10 protein-coding genes and 1 other RNA gene are annotated in these 18139 nt (G+C 66.7%); 3 read left to right on the top strand and 8 right to left on the bottom strand.

Annotated features, from left to right (window positions below):
• Window positions 1-272: 272 nt before the first annotated feature.
• On the top strand, window positions 273-1313 hold the full coding sequence (locus tag ACYQ3G_RS13315) for an IS110 family RNA-guided transposase (RefSeq protein ID WP_459822339.1): 1041 nt from the start codon (window positions 273-275) through the stop codon (window positions 1311-1313).
• A gap of 485 nt (window positions 1314-1798) precedes the next feature.
• On the opposite strand, the gene cysS is transcribed toward ACYQ3G_RS13315, so the two are convergent.
• The 8 genes from cysS to ACYQ3G_RS13275 all read right to left on the bottom strand — a co-directional run bounded on the left by cysS (window position 1799) and on the right by ACYQ3G_RS13275 (window position 14351).
• Complete coding sequence (cysS, locus tag ACYQ3G_RS13310) at window positions 1799-3256, bottom strand: cysteine--tRNA ligase (RefSeq protein WP_459826375.1); 1458 nt, start codon at window positions 3254-3256, stop codon at window positions 1799-1801.
• 2 nt (window positions 3257-3258) lie between these two features.
• Window positions 3259-4719, bottom strand: a complete 1461-nt coding sequence (gltX, locus tag ACYQ3G_RS13305) for a glutamate--tRNA ligase (RefSeq protein WP_459826373.1) — start codon at window positions 4717-4719, stop codon at window positions 3259-3261.
• The gene (ispD, locus tag ACYQ3G_RS13300; RefSeq protein ID WP_459826371.1) at window positions 4716-5906 is read right to left on the bottom strand and encodes a 2-C-methyl-D-erythritol 4-phosphate cytidylyltransferase; all 1191 of its coding nucleotides are present in this window, start codon (window positions 5904-5906) and stop codon (window positions 4716-4718) included. The genes gltX and ispD overlap by 4 nt, the downstream gene beginning before the upstream one ends.
• A gap of 8 nt (window positions 5907-5914) precedes the next feature.
• Window positions 5915-6272: RNase P RNA component class A (gene rnpB, locus ACYQ3G_RS13295), an RNA gene on the bottom strand.
• Between the two features lie 7 nt (window positions 6273-6279).
• Entirely contained in the window at window positions 6280-7011 is a 732-nt protein-coding gene (locus ACYQ3G_RS13290) for a zinc ribbon domain-containing protein (RefSeq protein WP_459826369.1), read from the bottom strand.
• Window positions 7012-7065: 54 nt separating this feature from the next.
• Entirely contained in the window at window positions 7066-8025 is a 960-nt protein-coding gene (locus tag ACYQ3G_RS13285) for a Nif3-like dinuclear metal center hexameric protein (RefSeq protein WP_459826367.1), read from the bottom strand.
• Between the two features lie 337 nt (window positions 8026-8362).
• Window positions 8363-10699: an SLC13 family permease gene (locus tag ACYQ3G_RS13280; RefSeq protein ID WP_459826365.1), complete on the bottom strand. Its 2337-nt coding sequence runs from the start codon at window positions 10697-10699 to the stop codon at window positions 8363-8365.
• 256 nt (window positions 10700-10955) lie between these two features.
• Window positions 10956-14351 (bottom strand): PAS domain S-box protein, encoded by a 3396-nt coding sequence (locus ACYQ3G_RS13275; RefSeq protein ID WP_459826363.1) that lies wholly within the window; start codon window positions 14349-14351, stop codon window positions 10956-10958.
• A 297-nt stretch (window positions 14352-14648) separates the two neighbouring features.
• Between ACYQ3G_RS13275 and ACYQ3G_RS13270 the strand changes: the two genes are divergently transcribed.
• Both ACYQ3G_RS13270 and ACYQ3G_RS13265 read left to right on the top strand, forming a co-directional pair.
• Window positions 14649-17492: a cation-translocating P-type ATPase gene (locus tag ACYQ3G_RS13270; protein WP_459826361.1), complete on the top strand. Its 2844-nt coding sequence runs from the start codon at window positions 14649-14651 to the stop codon at window positions 17490-17492.
• On the top strand, window positions 17489-18136 hold the full coding sequence (locus tag ACYQ3G_RS13265; RefSeq protein ID WP_459826359.1) for a potassium channel family protein: 648 nt from the start codon (window positions 17489-17491) through the stop codon (window positions 18134-18136). Before ACYQ3G_RS13270 ends, ACYQ3G_RS13265 begins: the two co-directional genes overlap by 4 nt.
• Window positions 18137-18139 lie beyond the last annotated feature (3 nt).

Genomic DNA, 18139 nt, shown 5'->3' with positions numbered 1-18139 from the left:
TCATCCGGTTGAAGGGGCTATCACCGGATGCGTACTGACGTCATTGAACTATGACCCAAGCGCAACGCCACATGTGCACCATTATCGTCATCGCGAGGCGTCTTCGCCGTGGCGATCCATGCTTCGTCCGTCTTGAGTCCCGAAATCTGGATTGCTTCGTCGAAGACTCCTCGCAATGATGGGATAGACCCGCCCCCCATATGCCCATGGCATAACGGCATCGAATGTGCCATAAGTGAGTATCTCCAAACACTTAATCTGGGAGGCGGGTCATGAAACAAGTATGCCGTATTGGGCTTGATATCGCAAAGCATAAATTCCAGGTGCACGGCGTGGACAAGCACGGAAAAGACGTTTTCAACAAGCAGCTGAACAGAAAGGATGTTCTGGCGTTTTTTGCCAACCTTCCCGTTTGCACGGTGGGCTTGGAAGCCTGCGGAGGTGCGCATTACTGGGGGCGGGAGATACAGAAACTGGGACACACTGTAGGTTTGATTTCGCCTCGCCACGTGAAGCCGTTCGTTATCAACAATAAAACTGACGCTGCGGATGCCCGGGCCATCTGTGAAGTCGCAGGACGACCGTCAACACGTTTTGTGTCGGTCAAAACTGAAGAGCAGCAAGACATGTCTGCCTGGCATTGTGTCCGTGAGCGGTTGCTCAAAAGCCGAACCGCCCTTGCGAACCAGATACGCGGTCTTCTGTCCGAAAAAGGAATCATTTTGCCTCAAGGCATCACCCATGTACGCAAGCGCTTACCGGAAATTGTGGAAGATCCTCAGAACGGATTAAGCATCAAGGCTCGTGATTTATTCTCCGACCTCTACACAGAACTCCATGAGGCTGACGAACGTCTTGCCGAATTGGATCACAAGATGGAGGCAATCACAAAAGCCAACGAGCATTGCACTCGACTGATGAAGGTACCTGGTATTGGCCCAGTGACAGCCTCCGCGCTTGTTGCCCATGTGGGCGATGCCAAACAGTTCAAAAACGGCAGAGAGCTTGCTGCATACTTGGGGTTGACGCCCAGAGAGCATTCTTCCGGCGGAAAACAGAAACTTCTTGGCATCACCAAACGAGGCAACACATACATCCGCAAACTGTTGATACAGGGGGCTCGGAATGTTTGCCGGGCTTGGTCCGGCATTGTGGAAACAGCCAATGATAAACGCAAGGCGTGGCTTCAAGGAGTGGTTGCTCGACGAGGGCAATTTGTGGCCTCAGTGGCTCAGGCGAACAAAACCGCTCGAATTGCCTGGGCGGTATTGGCACGAGGCGAGGAATATCAGGCAGCAAAGGCAACGAACTGAGATATGCCGGGGCTGTCACGGCCCTTGCTATGCGACATTTTTTTGGATGTCCCACGCAAGGGCCGCGCCAGCCAACTGTGGATAAACGCGAAAAAACTCATCCTGTGGAGTGCCGCAAAACATGATGCACAAACGGTCGAACCGGCTTTGGGAAACTCCGGAAGCGTCATCGGCAGAAACATGCCGTCGCAATGTTTGGATTCCAAAGCGCGGATTTCATCAGGGCACGGTCTCAGTGACCAGATGCCGGATACATGACTGCATTCCTCTCGTTTGTTGCAAAATGTTTTGACACTGAGGGCGGGTCTATACATGACGGTCTTTCACAAATATCCCACAGCCTACCCATCATCCTCATCTTTTCCTCTTCACCACGCAAAAAAAAGAAAGGCCGCTCACGCGGCCTTCCCATCATCCCCATGATAACCGGGTCAAGGGGCGAGCCCCTTGCGGGGTGCGGGGCAGAGCCCCGCATTTCTCATCCCCTACTCGACATCCCACTGCGCCCCCTGGGCCGTGTCCTGGATGGTCACGCCGAGGGCAAGGAGTTCGTCGCGGATGGCGTCGGAGCGGGCGAAATCCTTGGCGGCGCGCGCTTCCTGGCGCTGGGCGAGTCGAGCTTCGATGAGGGCGGTGTCGATCTGCCTGCGCCGGACGCGGCTGGCCTTGAGCTGTGCCAGGAAGTCGGCGCTTGGCGTGAGGAAGAGGCCGAGGACTTCGCCCCAGCGCTCGAAGAGCTTGAGGGCGTGGCGCACGAGGTCGCGGCCCTGTTCGGACTTCTTGAGAGCCTTGTCCTCGAGGATGCGGTTGACGGTCTTCATGAGCACGAAGACGTGTCCCAGGGCGGCGGCGGTGTTCATGTCGTCGGCCATTGCCTCGTCCCACTTGGCTTCGAGGGCCGTGGATTCGACGACGATTTCGGCCGGCAGGGGGGAGTTGGTCCACTTGGTTCCGGCCACGTGGGCTTCGGCGGCGGCCTTGGTCAGGTAGACGCGCTTCAAGGCGCGTTCGGATTCCTCAAGGGCGTCGGCGGTGTAGTCCAGGGGGCTGCGGTAGTGCTTGGTGATGAGGAAGAAGCGCAGCACCTCGGGCAGGTAGTTGGCCAGGATGTCGCGGATGGTCACGAAATTGTTCAGTGATTTCGACATTTTTTCAGAATTGATCTGCACGAACCCGTTGTGCACCCAGTAGCGCACGAACTGCTTGTCCGTGGCGGCCTCGGTCTGGGCGCGCTCGTTCTCGTGGTGGGGGAAGGCCAGGTCCTGGCCGCCGCCGTGGATGTCGAAGGGCAGGGGCAGGTAGCGCTCGCTCATGGCCGAGCATTCGATGTGCCAGCCGGGGCGGCCGGGGCCCCAGGGGCTGGGCCAGGAGGGTTCGCCGGGCTTGGCGCCCTTCCACAGGGCGAAGTCGAGGGGGTCCTCCTTCTGCTCGCCGGGTTCGATGCGCGCTCCGGACTGGAGGTCCTCGATGTTGCGGCCCGAGAGCTTGCCGTAGCTCTGGTAGGAGCGGACGCGGAAATAGACGTCGCCGTCGGCGGTGGAGTAGGCGTGGCCCTTGGCGATGAGGTTTTCGCACAGGGCGATCATCTCGGCGATGTGTTCGGTGGCCTTGGGTTCGATGTCGGCGCGCAGGATGCCGAGGCGGTCCATGTCCTCGTAGAAGGCGTCGATGTAGGTGCGGGCGATGGTCTCGAAGTCGGAGCCTTCGCGGTTGGCGCGACCTATGATCTTGTCGTCGATGTCGGTGAAGTTGCGCACGAAAGTCACGTCGAGGCCGATGTAGCGCAGGTAGCGGACCAGGACGTCGAAGACCACGGCCGAGCGGGCGTGGCCGATGTGGCAGAAGTCGTAGGCCGTGATGCCGCAGACGTACATGGAGACGTGGCCGGGCTTGAGGGGGACGAATTCTTCCTTTTTCCTGGTGAGGCTGTTGTAGATCTGCATGCTCATTCCTTGTTGGTTCGTGGGCGAAACATGTTCAGGGCCGTGTGGACGCGATCCCGGATTCTGTCAACGGTCAGGAGGGTCAGCAGGGCCGAGAGTTCCGGGCCAAAATCGGATCCGGTCAGGGCCAGGCGGATGGGATGGTACAGGGCGCGGCCCTTGACGTCGGCCCGGGCGGCGGTTTGCTTGAGGAGTTCGGAGGCTTCGCTTGCGGCCAGTCGCGTCTGCGGCTCCGATGCTGGAAGGGCGTCGAGGAGCGCGTCAAGGACGGCCGTGCCGGTGGAGAATTCCGAAATAGCCGAAGCGCCGTAGCGGATTTCGTCGGCGGTGAAGTGGGGCAGCAGGGCGCGCAGGTCGTCCACGGCGGCGGCGTTGTCGCGCAGCCCGAGGACGAGGTCGCGGCGCAGTCCGTCGGGAAGGGCGTGCCACGGGTCGCCCGCGGGCAGGGCGTCATCCAGGGCGCGGACGTGGCTGTCAGGGTCGGCGGCGCGGAAGTAGCGGGCGCTCAAGGCCCGCAGCTCGTCGAGGTTCATGACGGCGTTGCCGCGGCCCAGGGCGAAGGGGTTGAAGGCCCGGGCCATGTCGTCCAGGGACTCGAAAAGCTTTTTGGTCGGCAGGGCCCCGGACAGGGAGGCGAGGTAGTGGACCACGGCCATGGGTTCGAGGCCGGCGCGGATGCAGTCGGGGATGCCCAGGGCGCCGCTGCGCTTGGAGAGCTTTTTGCCTTCGGTGTCCACCAGCAGGCCGTGGTGGGCGAAGCTCGGCGGCGTACCGCCCAGAGACTGGTAGAGCAGGATCTGGCGGGCGGTGTTGGTCAGGTGGTCCTCGCCGCGCAGGACCAGGGTCACGCCCATGTCGATGTCGTCGACGACCACGGCCAGGTTGTAGCTGGGCCAGCCGTCCTGGCGCAGGAGCACGAAATCGCCGAAGGCGCCGGACGGGACGCGCATGTCGCCCTTGATGAGGTCCGTGAAGGCGACGTCGGCCTGGCCCGGCAGACGGAAGCGCATGACGTGGGGCTCGCCCTGCGCGACACGGTCGGCGCGTTCGGCGGGCGGCAGGGCGGCGCAGCGTCCGCTGTAGCGCGGCGGGAGTCCCTTGGCCGCTGCTCCGGCGCGTTCGCGTTCGAGGTCGGCCTCGGAGCAGAAGCAGGGGTAGGCGCGGCCGTCGTCGGCCAGCCTGGCCACTGCCGCATGGTAGTGGTCCAGGCGCAGGCTCTGGTGCCGCACGGGCTGGTCCGGAGCCAGGCCCAGCCAGGCCAGGGACCACAGGATGGCCGCCTCGTGGGCGAAGGTTGAGCGCTCGCGGTCCGTGTCCTCCAGGCGCAGCAGGAAGGTTCCGCCGCTCTGGCGGGCCAGGAGGAAGTTGAGCACGGCGGTGCGCGCGTTGCCCAGGTGCGGCACGCCCGTGGGGCTGGGCGCGAAGCGGGTGACCCAGGGGCCGCCGGTCCTGAAATTGGTCATGCCGGGGTCCTTGCGGCCGTGACCACGGCCACGGCCTTGATGCCTTCCTTGCGGCCCGTGAAGCCCAGGTGCTCCTCGGTGGTGGCCTTGACGTTGACCTGATGGTCGGCGAGTTCCATGAGCCGGGCCACGTTGGCGCGGATGCCCTCCTTGTGGGGGGACAGGCGCGGCGTCTGGGCGATGACGGTAAGGTCGACGTGGGTCACGGTCAGGCCCATGCGGCGGGCCTTGTCCATTACTTCCGAGAGGAGGACGGCCGAGGAGATGTTGTCGAACTTCTCGTCGCTGTCCGGGAAATGTTCGCCGATGTCGCCCAGGCCCAGGCAGCCGAGGATGGCGTCGCACAGGGCGTGCAGGAGCACGTCGCCGTCGGAGTGGGCCTTGACCAGGGGCGCGCCGGCGATGGGCATGCCGCCCAGGACCATGGGCCGGGTGCCGCCGTAGGCGTGGACGTCGTAGCCGAAGCCGGTGCAGGGCACGGGGGCCGGGGCGGGGGAAGCGAGCACGCGCAGGTCCTCCGGGTTGGTGATCTTGAGGTTGGCGGCCTCGCCCGGGACGATCCGGACCGTGCCGCCGGCCAGTTCGACCATGCTGGCGTCGTCCGTGACCTCCCAGCTTTCGGCCAGGGCCTGCTCGTGGACCCGGCGCAGCAGGGCGGCGGGGAAGAGCTGCGGGGTCTGCACGGCGCGCAGGCTGTCGCGGCGCAGGGTGGAGACGACCGTGTCGGCCTCGACGCGCTTGACGGTGTCCGTGACGGGCAGGCCGGGGATGACGCCGTCGATGCCGTCGGTCAGCCCTGCGAGAAGAGCCTGCACGAGGGTAGGGCTGAAGAACGGCCGGGCGCTGTCGTGGACCAGGACCCGCCCGCAGCCTTTGGGCAGGGCGGCCAGGCCCAGGCGCACGGAGTCCTGGCGCCGCTCGCCGCCGGCCACGGCCAGCACGGGCACGCCGACGGGGCTGGTATGCTTGAGGAGTTCCAGTTCGCGGGCGCGCTCGCCCAGTTCCGGCGCGGGAAAGACGACGACCACGCCCGCCAGTCCGGAGACGGCGGCCATGGTCGTGACGCTGCGCCAGTAGAGGGGGCGACCCTCGTGGGGCAGGAACTGCTTGCGCGCGCCGCCCGTTTCGCAGGCCAGGCGCGAACCCTGGCCCGCGGCCAGGATGATGGTCCAGAGTGGATTCGTCATGATCGAAATTACGGAGCCGGACGATAAGCCGGATTCTGTTCCCGTTGCCGGGCGGCTGTCATTCCTCTAGGGCGGCGGTTGCCCGCCGTCTCCAGCAACCTACCCGAAGGATATCGACCGGGCCGGTCACCTTCCTATTTGGTCTTGCACCGGATGGGGTTTACCTAGCTTGCCGCGTCACCGTGACAACTGGTGGGCTCTTACCCCGCCTTTTCACCCTTACCCCGGCCGTGAGGCCGGGGCGGTCTGTTTCTGTGGCACTGTCCCGGGGTCACCCCCGCTGGACGTTATCCAGCATCCTGCCCTGTGGTGTCCGGACTTTCCTCCCCCAGCCTTGCGGCCGGCGGCGACAGCCTGTCCGGCTCCGTAAAAATCACTCGTTGCCCGAGAAGTGGCGCTCCCAGAAGATGATGCGCAGGCAGTTGGGACAGCTCAGGATCTGCTCGCCCTTCTGCAGGTCGATAAAGGTCTGGGGCGGGATGACGACATGGCAGCCCTTGCACACGCCCTCGCTGACGGGGACGATGACGGGGTTGGGGATGCGGTCGCGGATGAAGTTGTAGCGGGTCAGGATGGGCGCGGGCACGGCCTCGGAGGCCTTTTTCTTGTCCTTGTCCAGCTCGGCCAGGCGGGCGCGCTTCTCGGCCAGTTCCTGGTCCAGGTTGGCCTGCTGGGAGGAGATGGTCTCGGACAGGGCGTCGATGTCCTTCTGCAGGGCGTCCTTGCGGCCTTCGAGGTCCGAAAGGTCGGCCAGGAGGTTGGAACGTTCCTCCTCGCGGACGCGGTTCATCTTCTCCATGGTGTCCATCTCGCGCATCATGGCGTGATATTCCTTGGTGTTCTCGACCATCATGAGCTTGTTCTTGCTCTTCTTGACCTTCTGGGCGTCGTTCTCGATCTCGCCCTCGATGCGGCCCTTCTGCTCCATGAGGACGTCGATCTTCTCCTGGATCACGGACTGCTGCTGCTCCAGGTACTGCCTCTTTTCCTGCAGGCTCTGCAGCTGCTTGGGGGCTTCTTCGAGAATGCGCTCCAGGGTGATCATCTCCGAGTCGACCTTCTGCAGCACGACGAGCTGTTCGATCTGTTGGATATAAATGCTCAAGGTTACTCCTCCTCAAAAAACGTATCGTGAATCCGGGCTGTCCCCGGGGAGACTTCAGGCAAAGGGGTCGCGGCCCGGAAGAAAGACGACCCGCACGCCGGCGTCGGCGAGCTCGTGGGCCAGGCTTTCGCTCCAGATGCGCATCATGTTTTCCTCAAGGCTGAAATGGCCGACGTCGAGGGTCAGACCCAGGTCCTGCACGGCCTGGGCCTGGTGGTACTTCACGTCGCCCGTGAGGTAGACGTCGGCGCCGCGGGCAAAGGCCGCCGGGGCCAGATCCGCGCCGGAACCGGGGCAGTAGGCCACGGTGGTCACGGAGTCCGGGGCGAAGCCGACGCTGCGCGGCGCGGCCCGCAGCACCTCTCGCAGGCGGGCCGAAAAATCGAGCCAGGTCAGGGCCTGGGGCAGGGTGCCGATGCAGCCGAAACCGAACTCGCGGGCCGGGGAGGTCAGGGAGATCTCCTGGCATGGGCCCAGGCCGGCGACCCTGGCGCGGAAGCTTGCGGCGTCCTCGGGCCACAGCGCGCATTCCGAAGCTTGCGCGTCGCGATGCGTGCAGGCGTCCTCGAAGCCCCGCAGGACTTCGGCGTCCAGATGGGCCGGAAAGCGGAAGAGCGTCGGCGTCTCGCGGCGCGTGACCTCCAGGATGCGCATGTCCCGCAGCCCAAGGGCGCGCCCCAGCCAGTTGACGGGGCCGTCCGGGTTAGCGTCCAGGGACGTGTGCGCGCTGTAGAGCCACATGGAGGAGCCAAGCGTCAGCCGCAGGACCTCGTGGTACTCGTCCAGGCGGCTCGGCAGCCGGGGCGAGAGGGCCAGGGGGTGGTGGCAGAGCAGGAAGTCGGCCTGCAGGTCCACCGCCCGGCGCAGGGTGTCCACCGTGGGGTCCAGGGCCACGCACATGGTCCGGACCTCGGCCGCGGCAGATGCGATCTGCACCCCGCTCTTGTCCCAGGACGCGGCCAGATGCGGGGGCGCCGTGGATTCGATGCGGGCGATGAGGTCTTTGGGATGCATGGGGCTCCGTGAGCGAACGCGGCGCTCTTCGTCAGATGACAAGCAAAGCAGGAAATCTAGTAACCCGCCCCCGTGATGTCAATGCAGGGCGGCACCAAAAAAGGCTCTGGCCGAGGATGGCCAAAGCCTTGGGTCGACAGGGACTGCCTGTCCGGAAGGTGTGCGTGAAAGAGGGCGGCTTCCGTCTTTCGCGGACTTGTTCCGAACGATCTTCCAGGAGGTTCATGGCTCCGGAACACGGACGTTGAACACAGGGCGTTGCGGAAGTCAACCCGTCAGGCGGGCGGTCCGGTTCCAGATTCGCCGCACGACGGTTTTTTCGTCGTTCCATCCCGCCTCAGGCCGGCCACATCAGGGGCAGCAGCCAGACCGACACGACGAGCGAGATGACGGTCAGCGGCACCCCGACCTTGACGTAGTCGGTGAACCTGTATCCGCCCGGTCCCATGACCAGCAGGTGGGCCGGGTGGGACAGGGGGCTGGCGAAGCTCGACGAGGCGGCGATGGCCACGGTCATCATCAGGAGCTGCGGCGAGATGCCGAGGCTTGCCGCAGCGCCCAGGGCCACCGGGGCCATGAGCACCACCAGCGCCGCCGTGGGGATGACCTGGGTGCCCAGCACCGTCACCCCGAAGAGCGCGGCCACCACCCAGCGCGGGCCCATGTCCCCTACCAGGGCGATGAGGGCCTCGGCCCCCATCTGCGCAGCCCCGGTGTTCTGGATGGCCACCCCCAGGGGGAGCATGCTGGCGATGAGGAAGACCACCTTCCATTCGATGGCCTGGTAGGCCTCCTCCATTTTCAGGCAGCCGGTCACGACCATGACCGCCACCCCGGCCAGGGCGGCGATGGCGATGGGCGCCAGGCCCAGGATGGCGCTGCCCAGCACGGCGATCATGACGGCCGCGGCCAGGGGCGCCTTGTGCAGGCGCGGGGCCTGGGCCGCGGCCTGGTCCAGGACCAGGAAGTCGTCGTCGCGGGCCACGGCCTCCAGGCTCTGGCGCGGCCCGTAGACCAGCAGGGCGTCGCCGAACTGCAGGGGCATGTCCTGCAAGCCCGCGCGGGCGGGCCGTCCCTTGCGCAGGACGGCCAGGACGCTCAGGCCGTAGTGGTCCCGGAAGAGCAGGTCGTTCAGGGTCTTCCCGGCCAGGGTCGTCCGGGGCGAGAGCAGCACCTCGGCCATGCCGATCTGCTGCGATTCCAGTTCGGCGGCCAGCCGCGAAGACTGCTCGGAGATTTCCAGGTCCTGCAGCCCCTCGAAGACGTCGATGTCCCGCTTCAGCCCCTGGACCACCAGCAGGTCGCCGGCCCGCACGGTTTCCTCCGGGGCGGGCAGGCAGGTCACGTCGTTGCCGCGCACCAGGCCCACCACGGTCAGGCCGAAGGCGTTGCCCAGGCGGCTTTCAATCAGGTTGCGGCCGGCCAGGGCGGACCCTTCGGGCACCCGCACGGAGCAGAGGCTGAGCTCCTCGCACGCAGGCGTCCCGGCCGGGGCCTGCGTCACGGGCATCAGGCCCTCGACGAGCCCCTGGCCGGCCAGGCGCTCCAGGGCTGCGCGTTCGCCCTGCAGCACGAGGCGGTCCCCCTCCTGGAAACGATGGCGGCGAAAATCCCCCAGGCATTCTCCCGAAGGCGCGCCCAAGGCCAGGACGTGCACGCGGTGGTCGCGGCGCAGCCCGCTTTCGGCCAGGGTCCTGCCGACGAGGGACGAGCCCTTGCCGATGAGCCCCGTAACGACTTCCAGCCGGTCCGCGACTTCCCCGGTCTGCGGCCCGTCCGGCTCGACCCGCAGGTGCCGGCTGCCGTGGAAGCGGCTGACCTGGTCCGTCTGGCCGTGGACGATGACCAGGTCGCCGGCCTGCAGGGTTTCCTGCGCCCGTGGGGCGAGGATCAGCTCCCCTGCTCGGTGCAGGCCCACCACCGTCAGGTACAGGGCCGAGCCCAGACGGCTCTCGACCAGGCTGCGGCCCACCAGGGGCGAGGCCGGCGGCAGCTCGATGGAGAAGATGTGCGCCCCGACCTGATAGGAGGATTCGAGGGCCCCCGTGTCCCGGCCCGACCCTGCCCCCTTGGGCAGCAGGCGCAGGCCCACCACGACGGTGAAGGCGATGCCTGCCACGACCAGGGCGGCGGTGATGGGCGTGAAGTCGAAGAGGGCGAAGGTCGTCAGGCCCGCCGCGCGCAGGGCGTCGGTGGCCAGGATGTTCGGCGGCGTGGAGATGCCCGTGAACGGCCCGCCGAGGAGGCACCCCAGGGCCATGGGCATGAGCAGGCGCGCGGGCGGCCGGCCGCTGCGCCGGGCAAGGTCCATGGTCGCGGGCATGAGGATGGCGGCCACGGTGGTGGTGTTGATGAGGGCCGAGAGGATGCTGGCCGCGGTCATGAGGGCGATGACCAGCACGGTCTCGCTCCCGCGTGCGAAGTGCTGGAGGGGCTGGCCGATGCGGTAGGCCACGCCCGTGCGGGTCAGCCCGGCCGAGAGGATGAACATGGCCCAGACGGTGATGACGGCGGGGCTGCTGAACCCGGCCATGGCCTCCTCCGGGGAGACGAGGCCGGTCAGGGCCAGGGCGGCCAGGACCATGAGGCCGACCACGTCCACGGGTAGCCAGCCGCCGATGAACAGCACCAGGGCGGTGAGGACGATGACGAGGAGGATGACGAGAGGCAGCATGGTGCAGTGGACTCCGTGGATGAGTGGTCAGGGTTGCCCGGCCGACGTCACGCATGGCGGGGAAAGGCGCCTCCGGCCTGGTTCGGCGGATGAGCGGAGGGCCGTCCCGATGTCGCGCCGCGTTGAAACGATCAACATGGCAGGGCAGGACGGTTGGGGTCAAGGGCGAAAACGCGAATTGGAATAACCGATCAGCCTTCCCGAAAAATCCGCACGAATGTTTCCCGCGTGGGGCCGGCCTTCGGGGACGATCCTGTCATGAACGGACGGCCTGGCCCGAAAGGACTGCGTCGATGGCCCGGAGCAGTTCCTTCATCCCGACGGGCTTGGACACATGCGCGTCCATGCCGGCCGCGAGGAAGGCCGTCTTCTCCCCGTCCATGGCGAAGGCCGTCAGGGCGATGACGGGAATGCCCCGCTTGGCCCCGAGGCCGGGATCGCTGCGGATGAGCCGCGTCGCCTCGACGCCGTCCATGCCGGGCATCTGGACGTCCATGAGCACGAGCCCGAAGTCTCGCTCCCGGAGCAGGGCGACCGCCTCGTGCCCGGTGCGGGCGACGCTGACCTCGTATCCGGCCTTGGCCAGGAGCGCGTGCGTGGCGAAGATCGTCACCTCGTCATCCTCGGCCAGAAGGATGTGCGCCGGGTGCGGCGTTGCCTGGCGATCCTCGACCGGTTCCGGTGCGGTCGGGAGCGCATCGGTGGCCGCGAAGGTCAGGCTGAAGGAGAAGACCGAGCCGACGCCCGGCTCGCTTTCCACGTTCATGGTGCCGCCCATGAGAGCCACCAGCCGCCGGGTGATGGCCAGCCCGAGGCCGGCGCCCTGGTGATCCCTGGTGAACCCCGTGGTGACCTGGCTGAAGGGCTGGAAGAGGGTGCGCAGGGATTCGTCGTCGATGCCGCGCCCGGAGTCCGAAACCGCGAAGAAGACCCGCACGCTGCCGTCGTCTTTCGACCGCAGGGGGGAGGCCTCCACGGTGACATGTCCCGTGGTCGTGAACTTGAAGGCGTTGCCGATCAGGTTCATGAGCACCTGCTGGACGCGGACGGCGTCACCGGCCACGTATTCCGGGAGGGCCGGGTCGAAGTGGTGGCTGAACGCCAGACCCGACTGCAGGGCGATGGGCTTGAAGAGGTCGACGCTGTGTTCGAGGGCTTCGCGGAGGTTGAAGGGTTCGACGCGCATCTGCATCTTGCCCGCCTCCACCCGCGACAGGTCGAGGATGTCGGACAGCAGTCGCGTCAGCCGGCCCGTGGCCTGCAGGGCCAGGGCACAGGTGCGGCGCTGCTCCTCGTTACCCGCTCCGGACTCCAGGAGTTGCAGCGTGCCCATGATGCCGTTCAATGGGGTGCGGATCTCATGGCTCATGTTGGCCAGAAACTCCGACTTGGCGGCGTTAGAGGCTTCGGCGGCCTCCTTGGCCTTGACCAGCTCGTTCTCCATGCGCTTGCGCTGGTCGATGTCCACATGGGTGCCGACCATGCGCCGCGGGCGCCCGTCTGCAGTCCAATCCACTACCTTGCCGCGACTCATGACCCACTGCCATCCCCCGGCCTTGTTGCGCAGGCGGAATTCGATGGAAAAGGGTTCGTTGCGTTCGATGTGGTCCAGCTCGGTCCGCTTGGCCTCCTCGCGGTCATCCGGATGGAGCAGGCGTTCCCAGCTGTCGACGTTCAGTTCGAGGTCCCCCGGCGCATATCCGAGCATGCCCAGATAGCGGGGGCTGAAATACGTCTCGCCCGTTTCGAGGTTCCAGTCCCACAGGCCGTCGGTGGCGGCCTCCAGGGCCAGGGCCAGGCGCTCCTCGCTCTGGCGCAGGGCCTCCTCGGATCGCTTGCGGTCGGTCATGTCGATGCCGATGCCGGTGAAGTAGGTCCGGCCTTCAAGCTCCAGGCGCACGGCGGTGAAGAAGAAGGGGATCCGGCGCCCGTCCTTGGTCTGAAGCTCAGCCTCCTCGGCGCCGATGCCGTGCTCAAGCACGCGCTCGATGGCCTTGGCGATCCTGTCCTGCGTGGCGGGGTCGTCCCGGTACCAGTCCATGAGGTGCATGGTGGAGAGTTCCCGGTCCGTGTAACCCGTCATTTCGCTGTGCTTCCGGTTCCAGCGCACCAGCCGTCCGTCCTGGTCGTAGAGGTAGAGCAGACCCGGGATGCTGTCGAAGATGGCGTCGCTGAGGAGTCGTTCGCGGCTCAGCTGGGCCTCGATGATCTTGCGCTCCGTGATGTCGAGGTTGAGGCCCAGGATGCCTGCCACCTCGCCGTGCATGACGATGGGCGCGCCCATGGAGTGGAAGATGCGGCGCCGTCCGTCGGCCAGGGTCAGTTCCTCTTCCTGCTCGACGGTTTCCCCCGCAAAGAGCCGGGCGTGCTTGGCCTCCCATTTCCCAGCGTTGTCCGTGTGCATGGGCTGGTCGGCAAAGTCCGGGCCGCAGAAATCCCCCCAGTGCTCCTTGCTCAGCCGGCTCTGGATGATGCCGCGGCCGTCCAGGTCGCGGGCCCAGAAGTCCACGGGCAGGTTTTCAAGCATCGAGGCGAGCATGGCTTCGCGCTGGGCGAGCTGGGCCCGGGCCTGTTTTTCGGCGGTGATGTCGGTGTCGTTGCCCCGATAGCCGAGGAGGTTGCCCGCGCCATCGAGCAGGGGGAAGCCGTTGGTGGACAGCCAGATGTCGCGTCCGTCCCGGGTGCGCGCCGGGTTCTCGAAGTTCGTGAAGACCCCCTTGCGTTCGAAAACGTCGAAGGTCGAAGATTTGAAGGCTTCCCGTCCCTCTGCGGGGTGGAGGTCGTAGAACCGCATGCGACCGACGAGGTCTTCCGGGGCATAGCCCAGTACGGAAGCGGCCGCCTTGCCGACATGGGTGAAAAGACCGTCGGCGTTCACCTCCCAGGTCACGGTGCGGCTGTGCTCGGCCAGCTGTTCGAACCTGTCCTCGCTCTCGCGCAGCGAGCGCTTGTAATTGCGGAAATGAACGTGGCTCGCGCACAGTCCGGCCAGCCCGAGCAGGCCGATGAAGAGATGCGCGACGATCAGGCGCAGGCGCTGCTGCCCCGCGAGGTCGAGATAGGTCTGCATGGGCACCGAGACGCTGATGCCGCCGATGATGTCCCCCTGGGCGTAGCCCTGGACGCTGTGGCATTTGAGGCAGGGAGGATCGGCCTGGAGCGGGCGCATCAGCCTGAAGAAGGGCTGCCCGTCGAGGGCCTGCCGGGTGGTCTCCTTGCGGCTCCCGGCGGCGAATGCACGCAGGGCGGAGGATTCCCACTCGTCGGGGGCGTTTTCGGGACGCAGGGGCTTGAGGCTGGAGATGTGCCCGCGCAGGCCGTACTTTTCCTTGCCCAGTTCGTGCACCTGGCGTGTCATGTAGGACGGGTTGACCAGGGTCAGTGCCTTCCCTGCGGTCGTCTTGACATCGCGGTCCGGGACATGCGCCAGATGGGGGTTGGGCGGCGTCTTCTCCGAAGGCGGGACGTAGACGCCCCCCTGCATGGCGGCCCACAGCCTATAGGTCAGGTCCTTCTGGAAGGCGGCATTGGCTTCGGACTCGGCCAGCCCCGTCATCGACTGTTCGATCTGTTGCCAGTTCCAGCCGAGGGACAGGGCCAGCAGCACGATCCAGAAAACCGCGGCCTGAAGTGTCGATCGCAAACGTGTCATGCGTTATCCGAACCCGTGTCGAACCGGAACGTGCCGGGCTGTGCAGTCCGAGTGGTCATTGATCGAGGCTAGTAGATGTACAGCAAGGTGTAAAGGCTACCCTGCAGGTATGGAAAGTTCTCCGTACGCGTTTTGATATGTCGCAGGATCGAGGGCGTTTCGTTGGACGTTTGGAGCTGTATTCTGGTACGAGAAGGCACGTTTCGGATCGTCGGGCGCCGTGGGTACTGTCGGCCCCGGCATCCGGTGCGGGTGGAAGAGAACGTGTCCCCCTCCCGCGGGCATGGGCGGGTCTTCATGGGTCAACACGATATTTTCGATCGGACGGCATCCTTCGAAGCATTGCCGGCCGCCGAGGCCTGCCGGGCCATGGGCAGCGGTCCCGACGGTTTGGGCACGCCGGAGGCCGCGGCGCGCCTGGCCCGCTTCGGGCCCAACACCATCGCCGTCGCCCGCAACGCGTCTCTGCCGCTCAAGTTTCTGGCCAACTTCACCCACCTCATGGCCATGCTTCTCTGGATCGCAGGTTTCGTGGCCATCTTCGCCCGCATGCCGCAGCTCGCCTTTTCCATCTGGGCCGTGAACGTCATCAACGGGGCGTTAAGCTTCTGGCAGGAGTTCAAGGCCGAGAAGGCCACCGAGGCCATGCGTCGGATGCTGGACGAGAAGGCGAGCGTCGTGCGTGGCGGCGAGATCCTGCTGGTCGATGCCGCCACCCTCGTGCCGGGGGATGTCCTGGTGCTGGCGGAGGGCTGCCGGGTCTGTGCCGACGCGCGGCTTATCGAGTCCGCAGACCTGCGCCTGGACCAGTCGACCCTGACGGGCGAGTCGCGAAGCGTCCTCAAGACCCACGGGGCGGTCGCCGGCCGGGGTATGTCGCGGCTGGAGACCCCGAACGTCGCCTTTGCCGGGACGAGCGTGGTCTCGGGCACGGGCCGGGGCGTGGTCTTCGCCACGGGCATGGCCACCGAGTTCGGGAAGATCGCCGGTTTCACCCAGGGCATCGCGGAGGAGCTCTGCCCCCTGCAGAAGGAGATGCGCCGGGTCACGCGGGTCGTCACGGTCATCGCCGTGTGTTCGGGGTGCGTGTTCTTCCTCCTGTCCGTCCTGCTGGCCGGCATGGACTGGGCCGAAGGACTCGTTTTCGGCATGGGCATGATCGTCGCCTTCGTGCCCGAGGGGCTGCTGCCGACCGTTACCCTGTCCCTGGCCATGGGCGTGCAGCGCATGGCCGGACGCAACGCTCTGGTCAAGCGCCTCTCGGCCGTGGAAACCTTGGGCTGCGCCTCGGTCATCTGCACGGACAAGACCGGGACCCTGACCCAGAACGAGATGACGGTGCGCGAGATCTGGCTGCCCGGCGTCCCCGAGGGTGATGCCCTGCGCGTCACGGGCACGGGGTACGCCCCGGACGGCGGCATGTGGCGCGGCGACGAAGCGGTGGAGGTTCCCCGCGGTGGCGGCTTGCACGCGCTGCTGCTTTCCGCCGGGCTGTGCACCAACGCCCGCCTGCAGCCGCCCGGCGAAGGCAGTTCACGTTGGACGGTCATCGGGGACCCGACGGAGGCGGCCCTGCGGGTGGCGGCCCTGAAGGCGGGCGTCGATCTGGCCGTCGAGGAGCGGGCCACGCCCAGGTTGCGCGAATTGCCCTTCGACTCCAGGCGCCGCCGCATGAGCACCGTGCACCGCGGCGACGGCGAGACCCTGGTCCATGCCAAGGGCGCGCCGCGGGAGGTGCTGGAACTCTGCACCCGGATGCTCGCGGGCGGGGACGAGGGGCCCCTGGACGAGCCCGCCCGCGCCCGCATCATGGGCGCGGGCGACGGCTTCGCCCGTTCGGGACTGCGGGTCCTGGCCGTGGCCAGGCGGACCGTGCGCGGCGAAGGGCTTGCCGGCGCCGATCTTGGCCGGTTGCCGGCCGGGGACGTCGAGGCGGACATGACGTTTCTGGGCCTCGTGGCCATGATGGACCCGCCCCGGCCCGAGGTCGAGGAGGCCGTGGCCACGTGCCGTCGGGCGGGCATCCGCATTGTCATGATCACCGGGGACTACGGCCTGACGGCCGAGAGCGTGGCGCGCCGCATTGGTATCATCCGGGACGGGCGGGACGGGCGGGACGGGCGGGCGCGCATCGTCAGCGGCGCGGACCTCGACGCCATGGACGAGGCGGCCCTGGACGATGCCCTGAGCGGGGAGGTCATCTTCGCCCGCGCCGCCCCGGAGCACAAGCTGCGCATCGTTTTGGCCCTGCAGCGGGCGGGGCACGTGGTGGCCGTGACCGGCGACGGAGTCAACGACGCCCCGGCCATCAAGAAGGCCGACATCGGCATCGCCATGGGCCTCTCGGGCACCGACGTGGCCAAGGAGGCGGCGGACGTCATCCTCACGGACGACAATTTCGCGACCATCGTCGGCGCCATCGAGGAAGGCCGCGCCGTCTTCGCCAACATCAAGAAGTTCACGACATACATCTTCACGAGCAACACCCCCGAGGCCGTGCCCTTCATCCTTTTCGCCTTGAGCGGCGGGCGCATCCCCCTGGCCCTGAACGTCATGCACATCCTGGCCGTGGACCTGGGCACGGACCTGCTGCCGGCCCTGGGCCTGGGCGCGGAAAAGGCCGAGGCGGGCCTCATGGACCGACTGCCCCGAAACCTGCGCGAGCACGTCATCACCCCCGGCCTTCTGGCGCGGGCCTACCTGTTCCTGGGGCCGCTGCAGAGTCTGGCGGTCATGGCCGCCTTCTATTTCCTGTACTGGACCAATGGGCATTGGGGCCAGTGGCTCGACCTGCCGTCCGCCGGCCCGCTGTACGAGTCCGCCACGGCCATGGCCCTGGCCTGCGTCGTGACTACCCAGATCGGCAACCTCTTCGCCCAGCGCACGGAGCGGGCGTCGTCGCTTCGGGTCCCGGCCTTCGGGAACCGACTCCTGTGGCTCGGCGTGGCCAGCGAACTGGCGGTCGTCGCGGCCATCGTCCACTGGCCGCCGGCCCAGAGGCTGGTCGGGACAGGACCTTTCCCGCTTTTCAACTGGGTGTTCCTCTTCGCCTGGACGCCGCTCCTCCTGCTGGCCGACGAGGCCCGGAAATGGGTGCTGCGCCGGATGGAGAAAACCAAGCATACGGGAGTCGTTACATGAGATACGTCATCGTCGGGTGCGGTAGGATGGGCACGGGGCTGGCCCTGGCCCTGCGCCGCGGGGGCCACGACTTCGCCTTCGTGGACGACGACTCGGGGGCGGAGCGGCTCGAACCGTCGCTGCGGGACAGGCTGGTCGCAGGCGGGTGCTTCGACCGGGACGTCCTGGTCCGCGCAGGCATCGGACAGGCCGACGGGTTGGCGGCCGTGACGGGCAGCGACGAGACCAACGTGGTCGTCGCGCGGTTGGCCCGCCTTGTCTTCCGCGTCCCCAGGGTGGTGGCCGGCCTGCATGACCCGCAGAACGCGGAGCTCTACCGCCGGCTCGGCGTGCAGGTCGTCGCGCCTTTCGACTGGGCCGTCAACCGCATCGCCGACCTGCTCCTCTATGCGGAGTCCGAAGTTCTGGCGAGCCTGGGCGACGGTCAGGCCGAGATCGTGTGCTTCCCCGTCCCGCCGCCCCTCGAAGGCCGCAAGACGGGGTATCTGACGGTCTTCGGCGAGATGCACGTCGTGGCCGTGGGCAGGCGGGGACGGATCCTGCTGCCCTCGTCCGAAACGGCGTTCGAGCGCGACGACACCGTCTACGTCGCCGTGCTGCGCGAATCCTCGGAGCGGCTGCGCTCCATTCTGGCCCTGACGTGAGGT

The organism is Desulfomicrobium salsuginis, from assembly GCF_054657795.1.
Note: the sequence above shows the minus strand (reverse complement) of the source record. Positions and strands in the feature narration are given on the sequence as shown.

Bases quoted from the DNA above. Each gene is read 5' to 3' on its own strand.
- ACYQ3G_RS13275 (WP_459826363.1), bottom strand. From the start codon at position 14,351: ATGACACGTTTGCGATCGACACTTCAGGCCGCGGTTTTCTGGATCGTG.
- ACYQ3G_RS13265 (WP_459826359.1), top strand. From the start codon at position 17,489: ATGAGATACGTCATCGTCGGGTGCGGTAGGATGGGCACGGGGCTGGCC.
- ispD (WP_459826371.1), bottom strand. From the start codon at position 5,906: ATGACGAATCCACTCTGGACCATCATCCTGGCCGCGGGCCAGGGTTCG.
- ACYQ3G_RS13285 (WP_459826367.1), bottom strand. From the start codon at position 8,025: ATGCATCCCAAAGACCTCATCGCCCGCATCGAATCCACGGCGCCCCCG.
- ACYQ3G_RS13280 (WP_459826365.1), bottom strand. From the start codon at position 10,699: ATGCTGCCTCTCGTCATCCTCCTCGTCATCGTCCTCACCGCCCTGGTG.
- ACYQ3G_RS13315 (WP_459822339.1), top strand. From the start codon at position 273: ATGAAACAAGTATGCCGTATTGGGCTTGATATCGCAAAGCATAAATTC.
- gltX (WP_459826373.1), bottom strand. From the start codon at position 4,719: ATGACCAATTTCAGGACCGGCGGCCCCTGGGTCACCCGCTTCGCGCCC.
- cysS (WP_459826375.1), bottom strand. From the start codon at position 3,256: ATGCAGATCTACAACAGCCTCACCAGGAAAAAGGAAGAATTCGTCCCC.
- ACYQ3G_RS13270 (WP_459826361.1), top strand. From the start codon at position 14,649: ATGGGTCAACACGATATTTTCGATCGGACGGCATCCTTCGAAGCATTG.